This window comes from Streptomyces sp. NPDC088157 (assembly GCF_044741545.1).
In the GTDB taxonomy this organism is placed as follows: Bacteria; Actinomycetota; Actinomycetes; order Streptomycetales; family Streptomycetaceae; genus Streptomyces.
Genome location: NZ_JBIUSU010000005.1, coordinates 227,386 through 242,095 on the forward strand (window position 1 = coordinate 227,386; position 14,710 = coordinate 242,095).

The 14,710-nt window shown below is 72.2% G+C and carries 10 protein-coding genes; 7 read left to right on the plus strand and 3 right to left on the minus strand.

Annotation, left to right across the window (positions count from 1 at the left end; genetic code table 11):
• Positions 1 to 31: 31 nt before the first annotated feature.
• Both ACIPFH_RS21115 and ACIPFH_RS21120 read left to right on the plus strand, forming a co-directional pair.
• Positions 32 to 625 carry a DUF5994 family protein gene (locus tag ACIPFH_RS21115; RefSeq protein WP_401828368.1) on the plus strand — a complete coding sequence of 198 codons (594 nt, stop codon included), beginning with the start codon at positions 32 to 34 and terminating at the stop codon, positions 623 to 625.
• Between the two features lie 5 nt (positions 626 to 630).
• On the plus strand, positions 631 to 906 hold the full coding sequence (locus tag ACIPFH_RS21120; RefSeq protein WP_401828369.1) for a hypothetical protein: 276 nt from the start codon (positions 631 to 633) through the stop codon (positions 904 to 906).
• A 68-nt stretch (positions 907 to 974) separates the two neighbouring features.
• On the opposite strand, the gene ACIPFH_RS21125 is transcribed toward ACIPFH_RS21120, so the two are convergent.
• Both ACIPFH_RS21125 and ACIPFH_RS21130 read right to left on the minus strand, forming a co-directional pair.
• Positions 975 to 2,414 (minus strand): sensor histidine kinase, encoded by a 1,440-nt coding sequence (locus ACIPFH_RS21125; RefSeq protein ID WP_401828371.1) that lies wholly within the window; start codon positions 2,412 to 2,414, stop codon positions 975 to 977.
• Positions 2,411 to 3,142 (minus strand): response regulator transcription factor, encoded by a 732-nt coding sequence (locus tag ACIPFH_RS21130; protein WP_401828373.1) that lies wholly within the window; start codon positions 3,140 to 3,142, stop codon positions 2,411 to 2,413. Before ACIPFH_RS21130 ends, ACIPFH_RS21125 begins: the two co-directional genes overlap by 4 nt.
• Positions 3,143 to 3,266: 124 nt before the next feature.
• On the opposite strand from ACIPFH_RS21130, the gene ACIPFH_RS21135 reads away from it, so the two are divergent.
• Positions 3,267 to 4,484 (plus strand): DUF3500 domain-containing protein, encoded by a 1,218-nt coding sequence (locus ACIPFH_RS21135; protein WP_401828374.1) that lies wholly within the window; start codon positions 3,267 to 3,269, stop codon positions 4,482 to 4,484.
• Positions 4,485 to 4,489: 5 nt separating this feature from the next.
• Entirely contained in the window at positions 4,490 to 5,764 is a 1,275-nt protein-coding gene (locus ACIPFH_RS21140) for a HupE/UreJ family protein (protein WP_401828376.1), read from the plus strand.
• Between the two features lie 42 nt (positions 5,765 to 5,806).
• On the opposite strand, the gene ACIPFH_RS21145 is transcribed toward ACIPFH_RS21140, so the two are convergent.
• A complete protein-coding gene (locus ACIPFH_RS21145; protein WP_401828377.1) occupies positions 5,807 to 7,231 on the minus strand; it encodes a DUF2252 domain-containing protein in 1,425 nt (474 codons plus the stop codon).
• A gap of 370 nt (positions 7,232 to 7,601) precedes the next feature.
• Here ACIPFH_RS21145 and ACIPFH_RS21150 point away from each other — a divergent pair, with 370 nt between their 5' ends.
• From ACIPFH_RS21150 to ACIPFH_RS21160, 3 genes are all read left to right on the plus strand, one after another.
• Complete coding sequence (locus ACIPFH_RS21150; RefSeq protein ID WP_356248620.1) at positions 7,602 to 8,012, plus strand: hypothetical protein; 411 nt, start codon at positions 7,602 to 7,604, stop codon at positions 8,010 to 8,012.
• Between the two features lie 200 nt (positions 8,013 to 8,212).
• A complete protein-coding gene (locus ACIPFH_RS21155) occupies positions 8,213 to 9,829 on the plus strand; it encodes an MFS transporter (RefSeq protein WP_401828378.1) in 1,617 nt (538 codons plus the stop codon).
• A 409-nt stretch (positions 9,830 to 10,238) separates the two neighbouring features.
• Positions 10,239 to 14,519, plus strand: a complete 4,281-nt coding sequence (locus ACIPFH_RS21160) for an AAA family ATPase (protein ID WP_401828380.1) — start codon at positions 10,239 to 10,241, stop codon at positions 14,517 to 14,519.
• The last annotated feature ends 191 nt before the right edge of the window (positions 14,520 to 14,710 follow it).

Consider the following 14,710-nt stretch of genomic DNA (forward strand, 5'->3'; position numbering starts at 1 on the left):
GTCATCACCGGTCCGGGGCTGGGTTCGCGTCATGACTGCGACCGTTTCCCCCTCGCCGGCACTCGAAGGAGACCGGTCCTCCTCGTCCGCTCTCCGTCTGTCGCTCGCTCCCGCCGGTCCCGCCCCGGCTCTGCTGGACGGCGCCTGGTGGCCCCGTTCCCGCGATCTGGTGGCGGAACTCCCCCTCCTCACAGCCGTACTGGAGCCGTTGTGGGGACGGATCACCCGGATCGCGGTGAATTCCACCCACTGGCCGGCCGTCCCGCGACGGGTGCCCGTCGCCGGGCATGTGGTGAACGTGGGCTGGTTCCCGTCCGAGCAGGACCCGCACGAACTGCTGCTGCTCTCGTACCGCCTGGGCCGCTGGAACCTGCTGGTGGTCCCGCCGCGGACGGATCCCGCCTCGGCCGCCTGGCTGATGTCCGCCGCGAGCGACCCACTGGGCACATCGACCGCGAGCCGGTTGATGGAGGAGGCGGCGCGCCTGCGGACGACGTCGTGGACCGGCCGGGCCGTGGAAGCGGTCCGGAATGCCGAACGGGGCCATGAGGCCCCCGATCGGGCCGTACGTCCACGCGTTCCGGCCTTCACCGCCGCGATGCCGCCTCAGCCGATGGCGAGGTGAGGACCGTGGAGACAATCGTGACCGTGATCGCGATCCTCGCGACGATCGCCTTCGGGGTGCTCCTCATCCACCTGCTCAACTCGCAGCACAGCGACCGCATCGCCGCCTTCCACTACGCCCGTTCCGGGATGCCCGTCGCGGGACCGGGACCGGGACCGTCTCCGTCGACGCCGAAGACCCGCGGCCTGCCGGAGCCGGGCGTCACCGGCGGCCGCACGCGACCATGGCGACGGCGGACGCGGAGGGCGCGGACGGCTTCGCCCCCGGCGCCGCGCCCATGAGGCGTCGTCCCCGGCTGCGGGGCTGCGAGCAGGACGGGCCGCCCGGGGTCGCCGCCGACGCGGTGCGGTCAGTCCGCGGCCGAAGGCCCGGTCCCCGGGCGGGAGGCCGGCAGGAGACGTGATCGGCTCACGGTGAAGCCCACCACGGCTCCACCGCCGGGCCGCCCACCCGCCGACACGGATCCGCCGTGGGCCTGCGCGACGTCGTGGACGATGGCGAGGCCGAGTCCGGAGCCGGGCAGACCGCGGGCCTCGGCGGCCCGGTAGAAGCGGTCGAACACCCGTCCGGTGTCGTCGGCGGCGATGCCGGGCCCCCGGTCGCGGACGGTGATCGCGCCCTGGCGGACGCGTATCTCGATGGGCTCGCTGCCGTCGGCGTCGAACTTGGCGGCGTTCTCCAGCAGGTTGCCCACCGCGCGTTCGAGGCCCTGGGAGCTGCCACGCACCACGGAGTCATCGGCGTCCATGTGGACCAGGCGCCCGGTGCGCCGGTACACGCGCCGCGCCGTTCGGCGCACCACTGCGGCCAGGTCCACGGGTTCCTCGGTCTCCCCGCGGCGGCCCGCCAGTGCCAGTTCGACGAGTTCGTCGACGAGGTGACCGAGTTCGCGTGTCTCGTCCTGGACGTCGTCGAGGAGCCGGGCGCGGGAGTCGGGGGACAGCTCGGCGACGCGGTGCAGCACGGTGGCGTTGGCCAGCAGGCTGGTCAGCGGGGTCCGCAGCTCGTGCGCGGCGTCGTGCACCAGCCGTTCCTGGGCCTCGCGGGCGGCGACCATGCGGCCGAGCATCCTGCTGAAGGACGCGGACAGCCGCCCGACCTCGTCGCGTCCGCCCACCAGTTCCATGGCGTCGTGGGCGACCCGGCCGTCCGTGCTCACCTCCTCGGCGACTTCGGCCAGCCGGGCAAGGCGTCGGGTGACGCGTCCGGCGAGCAGTCGGCCCGCTGCCGCCGCGACGAGCATGACCGCCAGGCTGACCGCCGCGATCTGTCGCGCCATGCCGGCCAGCACGTGGCGGGTCTGGTCGACCTGGACGGCCACCTGCAGGGCGCCGCGGCTCTCGCCGAGTGCGGTCGTCAGCAGGCGGTAGCTGTGGCCGCCCGCGTCGATCTCGGTGGTGTCCGACTGCCCTGCCCGGCCGGAGGCGGCGAGGGCGCGCGCGGCGTCGGACACCGGCAGTCTCTCCAGCGGGCCGCTCAGGCGGACGGGCGTACCGTCGCGGGCCACGGCCTGGAGGACCGGCTGCGGTGCCGTTTCACCCCCCGGGTCGGGCAGGTCCAGTCCGGGAAAGGGGGCGGGGCTCTGGCCGACGGGGCTCTGGCCGGCCGGGTCCTGCTCCTGGCGTTTCTCCATGCCCCGGGTCAGGGCCACGGTGGTCGACCGCAGCGTCCGGTCGACCTCCGCGAACACCCGGTCGGAGGCGGCGAGATAGCTCAGCGCACCCACCGCCACCGCCACCGCGGCACCGACGGCGGCGAAGGCGAGCGCGAACCGCGAGCGCAGGCTCATGGCCGACGCGCCGCGTAACCCACGCCGCGTACCGTGCGGATCAGGTCGGGCGCTCCGGCGTCGGTGAGCTTGCGCCGCAGATAGCCGATGTAACCGGCGAGGTTCTTCGCGTCCACCCCGGCGTCGGCGCCCCAGACGCGCCGGTAGATCGCCGCATGGTCCAGGACGAGGCCCTCGTCGCGCACCAGAAGCTCCAGCAGGTCGAACTCGGTTCTGGTCAGCCGGAGTTCCGCCGCCCCCCACCAGGCGCGCCGCGTGCCGGGAGACACGCGCAGCGACGCCAGCCGCAGCACGTCACCGGGGCGCTCGCCCTCCTCGCCCATCTCTCCGTTCTCGGCCGGTGAGGCGGGCGACGCCGTCAGTACGGCCCGCCGCAGGAGCGCCCTCAGACGCGCGAGCAGTTCGGGCACTTCGAACGGTTTGGGCAGGTAGTCGTCGGCGCCGGCGTCCAGACCGTTCGCCCGGTCGGGGACCCCGGCCCGCGCGGTGAGCATGAGCACGGGGGTGCGGTCGCCTTCGGCGCGCAGCACACGGCACACGGCCACCCCGTCGATGTGCGGCATCATCACATCGAGGACGAGCGCGCCGAAGGACTTTTTGCGGGCCAGGACCAGGGCCTCCACACCGTCACCGGCGGTGGCGACCTCGTACCCCTCCAGCTCCAGGGCCCGCTCGACGGCTTCGCGGACGGCACGATCGTCGTCGGCGACGAGGACACGCTCCAGCATGCGCGCATGGTCGCACAGCGTTCTGTGAGCCGCTTCTCATCCAATTCCGGACTGGCTCCGGCCGTGCTCTGAGACCGCTCTCCCACGATGGAGGGCCCCACCACCCTCACGACACAGGAGCCCCATGTCCTCCCACACCCGCCCCGTTCTGCGCCGGCCCGTGGTGCTCGCCGCGTGCCTCAGCGTGGCCCTCGGCACCGTCGGTTATCTCGCGTTCGACCCGGGATCCGCCTCGGCGGCGGTCGCCGAACAGGCGGTCCCGGCCTCCGCGGCACGCACCGGAGCCGGTGGCGCCAACACCGCCCAGGTCGTGAAGGCCGTCAACGCCTTCCTCGCGACGCTGTCCGAGGAACAGAAGGACACCGTCCTCTACGACTTCGACGACGCGGCGAAGAAGACCGGCTGGTCGAACTTCCCGACGCCCGTCGTCGAGCGCAACGGCCTGAAGCTGGGCGACCTCACCGACGCGCAGGACGCGGCGGCCATGAAGGTCATGGAGGCCGCGCTCAGCGCGAAGGGCTACGAGGAGCTCGTCGAGATCCGCAAGGCGGACGACTACCTCGCTTCGCTGTCGGACAGCGAGGACACCGGGGGCAGCGCGTCGGCCTCCCCCACCGCCACGCGCACGCCTCCCTCCGGAGCCCCGACCGACGGCGCCACCGGCGGGCCCGGCGGCCCCGGCGGCGGCGGAGGAGGCGGAGGCGCCAACTTCGGTTCGGAGTGGTACTACATCTCCTTCTTCGGACAGCCCAGCAGGACCGGCGAGTTCACGGTCCAGTACGGCGGCCACCACGCGGCGTACAACATCACCTACGCCGGGAACAACGTGACCATGTCGCCCACGCTGACCGCGGTCGAGCCGGAGGAGTTCGTCTGGGACGACAAGGCCTACGCCCCGCTCGCGGACAAGCGGGCCACCACCATCGGCGCCATCCAGTCGCTCACCGCCGACGAACTGGCCGCCGCCGAGATCGATGGCAGCTTCGACGACCTCTACCTCGGCCCGGGCAACGACGGCCCCTTCCCGACCGAACCCGAGGGCGTCCTCGTCAGCAGCCTCACCAAGAAGCAGCAGGCGAAGGTCACCGCGATGCTGCGCACCTGGGTCGACGACCTGGACGAGAAGGCCGCGGCACGGCTCCTGGCCAAGTACGTCTCCGAGTACGACGAGACGTACATCGGCTGGAGCGGCGGAACCACCATCGACAACGACCAGACCTATGTCCGTCTCGACGGGCCGTCCGCCTGGATCGAGTTCTCCAACCAGCCCGGCGCCTCGACCGACGAGATCCACCAGCACACGATCTTCCGGGACGAGACCTCCGACTACGGCTGGGAGTGACGTCCGTGCGCCGTCTCGTCTCCGCCCTGCTGCTCGCGGCGTTCCTGCTGGTCGGCGGCCTCGCGTCGCCGGCCGGCGCCCACCCGATGAGCACCTCGGCCGTCCTGCTCGACATCCGTGACGACCGGGTCGAGGGCGAGGTACAGCTGCCCGTCGACCGCCTGGCGATCGCCGTCGCCCGCGACCTCACCCGCGCGAGCGTGCTCGGCGAGGACCGGTCCTTCCTGAAGCGCTATACGGCGCAGCACATCAGCGCCGTCGGCGAGGACGGCAACGCCTGGGCCGTGGCGCTCGGCACGGGGTCGGTGCGGACGATCGACGGGACGGCGCACCTCGTCTATCCGCTCACCATCCGTCCGCCGGACGGACAGGTCACAGACTTCCGTCTGCGCTACGACGTCATCGTCGAGGAACTGCTCACCCACAAGGTCATCGCCACCGTCCGGTACGACTTCGACCGCGGCATCCTCAAGACGGACGACGCCGAGACACTCGGCGTCCTCGACTGGGACACCAAGAGCCTGCGGGTCCCGGCCGACGAGGGTTCCTGGCTGAAGGGCTTCGCCACCACGGCCGGGCTCGGCATCGAGCATGTCGGTGAGGGCGCCGACCACCTGCTGTTCCTGCTGATGCTGCTCATCCCCGCCCCGCTGGTGGCCGCCGGCGGCCGATGGCGCGCCAAGGACACATCGCCGCGCCGCGGTCTCGTACGCGTCGTGCACGTCGTGTCGGCGTTCGCCGTGGGCCACTCGCTCACCCTCGCCCTGGCGGCCTCGGGAGTGATCCACGTACCGTCACGGCCGGTCGAGACGCTCATCGCCTTCTCGATCGCCGTCTCCGCGGTCCATGCGATACGGCCGCTGGTCGCGCGCGGCGAGGTGCTCATCGCCGCGGGTTTCGGGCTCGTCCACGGTCTCGCGTTCGCCTCGCTCATCGGCGACCTCGGTCTCGACCGCGGGTCGCTCGTCACCACGCTGCTGGGCTTCAACCTGGGCATCGAAGCGACCCAGTTGCTCGTCGTCGCCCTGATGATGCCGTCGCTGCTCGTGCTGGCCCGTACGACCGTCTACCCCTCGTTCCGCATCGGTGTGGGGGTCATCGGGCTCGTGTTCTCGGTCTCCTGGATGCTCGAACGCGCGAGGCTGACCGCCGACGACCCGTTCGAGGGCGTTCAGACATGGCTGGTCGGGCACCCCCTGATCGTCGCCGGGTCGGTCGCGGCACTCGCCGTCGCCGCCCGCCTCCGCCGCGGGGCGCCTTGGACGGCGGCCGGAAAGTGACCCCTCTTCCCGGGATACTTCTCGGGATACTTCTCGGGATCTTCAGGCTGCTTCCGCCGGTAGCCTGCCGGTCTGGATGGCGGTGACCAGTGCCTGGTGGTCCCGCTCGTTCTGGTCGGCGTAGTGCTCGGCGAAGGTCGACAGGGCCCGGTCGAAGCTGTCGCCGCCGCCCAGGTAGGCGGCGATGGCGATGCGGTCGCCGGATCTCGCGTGGGCCCGGGCCAGCGTCGCGCCGCACAGCGCACCGAAGGTACGCATGCCGCGGGGCACCATCTCCTCGGCCTCGGCGACCCACTTCCAGTCCCGCAACTGCCGCACGTAGAAGTCCCGGCGTCGGCCGTCGATGCCCTCGACGCGCTCCCAGCCCAGGAAGATGTCGCTGGTGGCCTGCATCAGGCGCTGCCCGGCGACGACCCGCTCGCCCTGCGTCCGGTAGGTGCTCGCCCCGACGTGGGGGGCCAGCACCGACTCGTCGGCCTCCTTGGCCTGCAGGAACAGGGGATCCTCGTCGTCCTTGCCGAGCAGCAGCACGATCCAGCAGCGGGTGCCCACACTGCCGACCCCGACGACCTTGCGCGCCATGTCGGCCACCCGGTACTGCTCCAGCAGGAACCGCCGGTCCGTCGGCAGGGTCTGGCCGTAGCGCTCGATCAGCCGGCGGATCTCCTGTTCCACGTCGCCGCGCCGGCCGTCCGGCAGCAGGTCCTCGAGACGCGTGATGAGCGGTGGATCGGGGGCGATGCGGCGGCTGCCGTCGACGACGTGGGTGAGTTTGTCGAAGACCTGGAGGGTGTCGTGCGAACGCGCCTTGGTCACGGCCTGCGCCCACCGTTCACGGCCCCGCGCGGACAGGTCCGGCCCGAAGCGGTCCCGTACCCGGCCGACGTCGTACTGGGCGTACCAGACGGCCAGGTTGCCGAGTGCGGCGAACGACCGCATGCTCTCGCGATAGGAACGCACGGTGGCCAGCACGATCGCGGCCCGCTGCTTGGTGCTGAAGCCGTTGGCCCGGCCCGCGATGACGAGGCTGGCGGCCAGGCGCTTGACGTCCCACTCCCAGGGCCCCGGCAACGTCTCGTCGAAGTCGTTGATGTCGAACATCAGGCGGCGTTCGGGGGAGGCCAGCAGCCGGAAGTTCAACATGTGCGCGTCACCGCACAGCTGGGCCCGCAGTCCCGACGTCGGAGTGTCGGCCAGATCCGAGGCCATGATGGCGGCGGCGCCCCGGTAGAACCGGAACGGCGACTCGGACATCCTGCTGTAGCGGATCGGTACGAGGTCGCTCAGCCGTGACGCCGACTGTTTCTCGATGATCTTCAACGGGTCCGGCCGCCCCGGCCCGGGCGAGAACTCCGCGTGGCTGGAGCGGGGCGCGGCGGCCCGCGCGGCCTTCCCGAGCGCGGCCCGCTCCTGCGGGTCGCGGTGCCGGACGTCGTGTCCGTCCAGGCTGTTGTGGGTCGTCGTCATGGCAGCGGCTCCGTGAGATCGTTTCGCCTGCGTCCGGGGCGGTGGGATCGTCAGTGGCGGTGGTAGCGGCGGCGGAATCGTCAGTGGCGGTGGTAGCGGTGGCGGTGGCTCGGCTACGACTACGGCTCCGGTGAGTGCGGTGGCTGTCTGTGGGGGGCGGGCGGCCCTGACCATCGCGTTTCGGATCCCTTTCGGTCGGTCATGGGCCGCCCCGCTCCTCCGCGCCCCACCGGTGTGTCCGCTTCCAGGGCAGCAGCGATCCGCCCCGCAAACTTCACCCGCCGCGGGTGATCTCCCCCGCCCGGTCAGCCCACAGGCTCGGAGACGAGTGCTGCACGTCGCGTATCACCGACGAAGTGAGGAATCTGCCATGACCACGAGCTCGATGCACCACCGGTCGGCCGCGTCCGAGGCAACCGCCGGCGGACTGGTGACGTTCGCCGGCGTCATGCTGTTCATCGCCGGTGTCCTCGACCTGTTCCGGGGCATCATGGCCATCGCCGACGACGACATCTACGTGAACACCCCCAACTACGTCTTCAAGTTCGACCTGACCAGCTGGGGCTGGATCCAGTTGGTCCTGGGAGTCATCGCCATCGGTGTGAGCGCCGGTCTCTTCTCGCGCGCCACGTGGGCACGGGTCGTCGCGGTCGGCATCGCGGGGCTGCTGATCATCGCCAACTTCCTGTCGATCCCGTACTACCCCGTCTGGTCGCTCACCCTGATCGCGCTGTACGCCTTCGTGATCTGGGCGCTGTGCGTCGTCCCGCGGGAGCGCTGACGACAGGCTGACGGCGGGCCTCTCCGCGGGGTGGCCGACCCGGTGCGCGGCGCACAGGGCCGGCCACCCCGCTGCCCCGCCACCGGGCCACCCCGGCACCCCGGCACCGGCCACCCCGCCACCCGGCCACCCGGCTGATCTTCCTGGCGGGTCGCGGGTCCGTTCCCCACGGCCGGCATGGCCGTGGACACAATTCGACGATGACCCCCACAGCGGATACGAACGGGAGTTCGACGTCGGCGCGGATCGTTCTGCTGACGCTCGCGGCGGGCCAGTTCCTGATGGCGCTCGACAGCTCCGTCATGAACGTGTCGATCGCCACGGTGGCCGAGGACGTGGACTCGACCGTGACCGGGATCCAGGGTGCGATCACGGCGTACACGCTCGTGATGGCGATGCTCATGATCCCGGGCGGCAAGGTCGGCGCGCTGATCGGCCGCAAGCGGGCCTTCATGATCGGCAGCGTCGTCTACGGATGCGGGTCACTGACCACGGCGCTCGCCCCGAACCTGCCGGTGCTGTTGGTCGGTTGGTCGCTCCTGGAGGGGATCGGGGCGGCGCTGATCCTGCCCGCGATCGTGGCGCTCGTCGCCGGCAACTTCGCCGTGGAACGCCGCCCCGCCGCCTACGGGCTCGTCGCGGCCGCGGGGGCCGTGGCCATCGCCCTGGGGCCGCTCATCGGTGGCGTCGCCACGACGTACTTCTCCTGGCGCTGGGTGTTCGCCGGCGAGGTGGTCATCGTGCTCGGCATCCTGGTCCTGGCCCGGCGGGTCACGGACGCGGTGCCGGACGCCCCTCCGCGCATCGACCTCGTCGGGGCCGTCCTCTCCGCCCTGGGGCTCGGGACCTTCGTGTTCGGCGTCCTGCGCTCGTCCGAGTGGGGCTGGTTCCGGCCGAAGCCCGACGCCCCCTCCTGGCTGGGAGTCTCGCCGGTCGTGTGGCTGGTGCTCGCCGGGCTGTTCCTGGTCTGGATCTTCCTCCGCTGGGAGGCCCGGCTCGTCCGGCAGGGCGCGGAGCCGCTCGTGGATCCGGCACTGCTGGCGAACAAGCAGCTCACCGGCGGCCTGACGATGTTCTTCTTCCAGTACCTCGTGCAGATGGGCGTGTTCTTCCTCGTCCCGCTCTATCTGTCGGTCGCGCTCGGTCTTTCGGCGCTGCAGACCGGTGCGCGCATCCTGCCGCTCTCGCTGACCCTGCTGGCCGCCGCGATCCTGATCCCGCGCCTCCTCCCCGACGTCTCACCACGGCGGGTCGTGCGGCTCGGGATCCTCGCGATGTTCGCGGGGGCGGTGGTCCTGATGGCCGCGCTCGACGCGGACGCGGGCCCGGAGATCGTGACCATCCCGCTGCTGCTGATCGGACTGGGCATGGGCGCGCTGGCCTCCCAGCTCGGATCGGTCACCGTGTCCGCGGTACCGGACGAGCAGAGTGCGGAGGTCGGCGGCATCCAGAACTCCGTCACCAACCTCGGGGCCTCGATCGGTACGGCACTCGCCGGGTCGATTCTGATCGCCACCATGACCACGTCGTTCCTGACCGGCGTCGAACAGAACCCGGCGGTCCCGGATCAGGTCAAGAGCCAGGCGAACGCCCAGCTCCAGAGCGGTGTGCCCTTCCTGTCGGACGCCCAGCTCAAGACCGCCCTCGCCGACGCCGACGCCGACGCGGAGGTGGCCGACGCCGCGCTCGACGCGAACACCGAGGCACGGATCGACGGACTGCGCGCCGCCCTCGCCATTCTGGCGCTCAGCGCCCTGCTCGCACTGTTCTTCACCCACCGGATCCCGACGGTCCAGCCCGGCTCGGCCAAGCGGTAGCGGACCCGCCCAGGGCCCCGCCCACAGACCTGCCCACCGCGCCGGGTGCCACGAAAGAGTTCGACGCCCGTGCCACGTCAGCGCCGACAGTCCTCGCCCGCTTTCACGTCCGCGCCCGCGTCCGCGTCCGCCGCTCGTCACACGCCGCACCGTTCGGCACCGGTCCCTCCCCTCGTGCGGACCGGTGACGAACGGTGCGGGCGGAGTCGACCGCGCCTGTGACGGCGCGGTTCGCGCGCCGGGCCCGCGGTCGCCCGCGTTACGCCCGGTTGGTGCGCTTCTGCATCCGGATCGTGCCAGCTGAGGCCCGAAACTAGGAGGATCCGATGTCCCGTCAGCCACTTAACCGCAGGTCAGCCATATAAAGTGGTTTTTCCGGTCCGGATTGCAGGTGCGGGTGAAGTTAGGGGTGGAGGCCTTGAGTTCCGACTCAGGCGCACGCACAGCTTTCGCGGAACGACTCGCACTGCTGTACAAGGAGGCCGGCAACCCTCCCCTCAAGCGCGTCTCCGAGACGGTCGCCCGGCTCCAGCGGGTCGACGAACGGGGGCGTCCCGTCCGGGTCTCCACGCAGCGGATCAGCGACTGGCGACGGGCCAGGAACGTGCCCGCCCAGTTCGCCGCCCTCGCCGCGGTGCTGCACGTCCTGATACCCGAGGCGCGGCGCACGCGGCCCGCCCCGGTGTCCACCGGTCTGTACGACCTCGGCCAGTGGCAGCGGCTGTGGGAGCGGGCCGTGGCCGATCCGGTCGTCGGCGATGTCCCCGTCGCGTCCGTGCAGGAGGAGGAAGGCCAGCGGCCGGCGGCCGAGGCGCAGGGCGTTCCCGGTGGTGTGTGCCCCTACCGCGGGCTCGCTTCGTACCGTGAGCAGGACGCGCGCTGGTTCTTCGGCCGGGAGCGGAGTACGGACGCCCTCGTCGCCCAGCTTCGCGCGGCGGAACGTACGGGGGGCCTGGTCATGCTGGTCGGCGCCTCCGGGGCGGGCAAGTCCTCCCTGCTCAGCGCCGGTCTCGTGCCCGCCCTCCAGAAGCGTGCGCCGGCCGACCGGAACAACGGCAGCCGGGCGACGAAGGCCGATACCGACATTCCCGCGAACGCCACCCCGGTCCTTCAGTTCGTGCCGGGCGCCGATCCGCTCGCCGAGCTGACCAGCCGCATCCCCGAGCTCGCCCCGTTCGCCACGCCGGCTTCAGCCGCCCCTACCGCCACCTCCTCGACCAGCCCTACAGCCGCCTCCTCAGCCACGGCCGGGAAGCCCGGCACCCCTCGCTTCGCGCGTGCCGTACGGGAGGCCGTCACGGCGTGGGCGCAACGGGACGCGGACGCCTCCCCCGCGCTCTCCACCCCGCCCGCCGACCGCGCCGCTCCCACCCGTCCCGCCTCCCGTCCCGTCATCATCGTCGACCAGTTCGAGGAAACGTTCACCCTCTGTCCCGACGAGGCGGACCGGCGCCTCTTCATCCAACTCCTGCACGCCGCCTGCACGCCCGCCGCCCCCACCACCGGAACCACCGACGGCCGTGCCGGACCCGGCGCAGCGCCGTCGGCCTCTCCCTCGCCCCCCGTCCTCGTCGTCCTCGGTATCCGTGCCGACTTCTACGAGGAGTGCCTCGGTCACCCCGAGCTCTCCGACGCCCTCCAGCACCGGCACATGGTGCTGGGGCCGCTGAGCACCCCCGAACTGCGCGAGGCGGTGACCGGACCGGCCAGGGCGGTGGGACTGGAGCTCGAACCCGGGCTGGCGGAGCTGATCATCCGTGAGGTGACCGACGACGGTCCGCGCGGAGCGCACGCGGGCGCGCTGCCCCTTCTCTCGCACGCCCTGCTCGCCACCTGGCAGCGCAGGAAGGCGGGGCGGCTGACGCTGGCCGGCTACCGCGCGGCGGGCGGCATCCAGGGCGCGGTGGCGGCGACCGCCGAGCGGGCCTGGTCCGGACTCGACCCCGCGGCGCGTACGGCGGCCCGGCAGCTCCTGCTGCGGCTGGTCAGGCTGGGCGAGGACACCCAGGCCACCCGTCGGCGGGGTACGCGTCGAAGGCTGGCGGAGGAGTCGGCCGACCCCGGCAAGACGGAGGAGTCGCTCGAGGCTCTCGTGCGTGCCCGGCTCGTGACCCTCGACGCGGAGACCGTCGAGATCACCCACGAGGCGCTGCTGCACGCCTGGCCCCGGCTGCGCGACTGGATCGACGAGGACCGCGGCGACCATCTGCTGCGTCAACGGCTGGAGGAGGACGGCCGGGCCTGGGAGGGCTCGAACCGCGACTCGGCGCTGCTCTACCGGGGCTCCCGCCTGGAGCAGGCCCACAGCTGGGCCAAGTCCGCCGGCGACACCTTCCTGACCCGCAGCGCGGTGGAGTTCCTGGCCGCCTCCGTCAGGCTGCGCAGGCGCATCGTCTGGATCAGCCGGGGCGCCGTGTCGGCGCTGGTGGTGCTGTCGATCCTCGCCGTCGGCGCGGCCGTGGTCGCCTGGCAGCAGCGCAACGACGCCGTGTTCGAGCAGGTGGTCGCGGAGGCCGACCGCGTCCAGTACACCGATCCGTCGCTGTCCGCGCAGCTCGACCTGGTGGCGCACGACCTGCGGCCGGACGACGCGGGCACGAACAACCGCCTGATCTCGATCGTGAACGCGCCGCTGGCCACGCCCCTGCTCGGCCACACCGGCGCCGTCTACCTCACTTCGTTCAGCCCCAACGGCAAGGTCCTGGCCACCGCCAGCTACGACCGGACCGTCCGGCTGTGGGACGTCAGCGACCGGTCGCACCCCAAGCCTCTGGGCAAGCCCCTCACCGGCCACACGAGCTGGGTGAGCAGCGCGGTGTTCAGCCCGGACGGCCGCACCCTCGCCAGCGCGGGCGACGACGGCACCGTCCGGCTGTGGGACGTCCGGGACCCCGCTCACCCGCGCCCGCTCGGAACGCCCCTGACCGGCCACGTCGGCACGATCTACCTGCTCGCCTTCAGCCCGGACGGGCGGACGCTGGCGTCCGCGGGCGAGGATCACACCGTACGTCTGTGGAACATGGGGGCCCCTTCCACGAGGGCGGAGCCGAGCGTGGGGGCGGAGCCGAGCGTGGGCGCGGAGCCGAGCGTGGGCGCGGAGCCGGCCCGGCCGACGGCGCTCGCCGTGCTGTCCGGCCACACCGCCGCGGTGCGCTCCATGGCGATCAGCCCCGACGGGCGGACACTGGCGGCGGGAGGCGACGACAACACGATCCGGCTGTGGGACACGGCCGACCCGCGCCACCCGAAGCGGCTCGACACGGTCCTGACGGGTCACACAGACACCGTGCACTCACTGGACTTCAGCCCCGACGGCGACACCCTCGCCAGCGGCAGCGCGGACGACACGATCCGGCTGTGGAACGTGGCCGACCCCGGCCGGGCGGCCCAGGTCGGCGCACCGCTCAACGGGCACACCGGTCCCGTGTGGTCGGTGGCGTTCAACCCCGCCGGGACCATGCTCGCCGCCGGCAGCGCGGACAGTACGGCCACCCTGTGGAACGTCAGCGACCCGGCGTACCCCTCGCAGGTCGGCGAGCCGCTCGCGGGGGGCAGCGGCGAGATGTACGCCATCGGCTTCAGCCCCGACGGCCGTACCCTCGCCACCGGCAACGGCGACAGCAAGGTCCGGCTGTGGTCGGTCCCGACGTCGGACATGATCGGCCGCAGCGGCTCCTTCCGGCCGGACGGGCGGGTGCTCGCCACGGCCGCCCGCGACGGCAGGATCCGGCTGTGGGACGTGGCGGACCCCGGGCGGCCGGTGACGCTGGGCGCGCCCTTCATGCCCGGCGACGGCGGCGAGCGCACACTCGCGTTCGCGCCCGACGGCCATACGCTCGCGGTGCTGACGGCGAACCGGGCGGTGTACCTGTGGGACGTCACCGACCCGGCCCGGCCGGTCTCCGCGGGGCCACCCCTCCAGCTGCGCTCCCGGTTCCTGGGCCCCGACGCGCTGGCCTTCGCCCCGGACGGGCGCACGCTGGCGACGGCCTACGACGACCGCACCATCCAGTTGTGGGACGTCGGCGACCCCGCCCACGCCACCGCGCTCGGCAGTCCGCTCACCGGCCACAAGGGGTTCGTCAACGCCCTCGTTTTCAGCCCGGACGGCCGCACCCTCGCCAGCGGCAGCGCGGACCACACCGTCCGGCTCTGGGACGTGACCGATCCCCTGCGCACCACCGCGCTCGGCAGTCCGCTCACCGGGCACGCAGGACCGGTCAACGCGCTCGCCTACAGCCCGGACGGCCATACGCTGGCCGGCGGCAGCGACGACGACACGGTGCGGCTCTGGAACGTGACCGACCCGGCGAAGGCGTTTCCGCGGGGCTCGCCCCTCACCGGCCACACCGAGGCGGTCGTGTCGCTGACCTTCAGCCAGGACGGCGACACCCTCGCCAGCGGCGGCAACGACAACACGATCCGGCTGTGGAACGTGACCGACCCGGCCGGGGCCTCCCCCATCGGACAGTCGATGAGCCCCAACGCCAAGACCGGCAACTTCCTCTCCTTCAGCCCCAACAGCCACATGCTCGGCGTCTCCAGCGGCGCCGACACCGTACGGCTGTGGAACCTGGACGTCGACGAGGCGATCACCCGTATCTGCGCGACCACGCGGGGTGTGCTGACGGCGGACCAATGGCACGAGTACCTGCCCCGGCTCTCGTACGAGCCCCCGTGCGAGGGATGAGCGCACCGAGGGCGGGAGAGTGATCCCGATCACAACCGCGAGGCAGCTGAGAAGTCGACGCCCGCCGACCCGGCGGCCTTGTTAGCCTTGGCCATAGCCCGGTCGCTGGTGCATCCCCCGTCGCCAGCGACCGGGCCTTTGCCTGCCCGGTCGCGTCCTGGGCCGGGCCCGAGTACGGAGCCGCTCTCCAC

What these genes read in the sequence shown, in the direction of transcription:
- ACIPFH_RS21155 (WP_401828378.1), top strand. Translation starts at nt 8,213, where the DNA reads ATGACCCCCACAGCGGATACGAACGGGAGTTCGACGTCGGCGCGGATC.
- ACIPFH_RS21145 (WP_401828377.1), bottom strand. Translation starts at nt 7,231, where the DNA reads ATGACGACGACCCACAACAGCCTGGACGGACACGACGTCCGGCACCGC.
- ACIPFH_RS21130 (WP_401828373.1), bottom strand. Translation starts at nt 3,142, where the DNA reads ATGCTGGAGCGTGTCCTCGTCGCCGACGACGATCGTGCCGTCCGCGAA.
- ACIPFH_RS21115 (WP_401828368.1), top strand. Translation starts at nt 32, where the DNA reads ATGACTGCGACCGTTTCCCCCTCGCCGGCACTCGAAGGAGACCGGTCC.
- ACIPFH_RS21135 (WP_401828374.1), top strand. Translation starts at nt 3,267, where the DNA reads ATGTCCTCCCACACCCGCCCCGTTCTGCGCCGGCCCGTGGTGCTCGCC.
- ACIPFH_RS21150 (WP_356248620.1), top strand. Translation starts at nt 7,602, where the DNA reads ATGACCACGAGCTCGATGCACCACCGGTCGGCCGCGTCCGAGGCAACC.
- ACIPFH_RS21125 (WP_401828371.1), bottom strand. Translation starts at nt 2,414, where the DNA reads ATGAGCCTGCGCTCGCGGTTCGCGCTCGCCTTCGCCGCCGTCGGTGCC.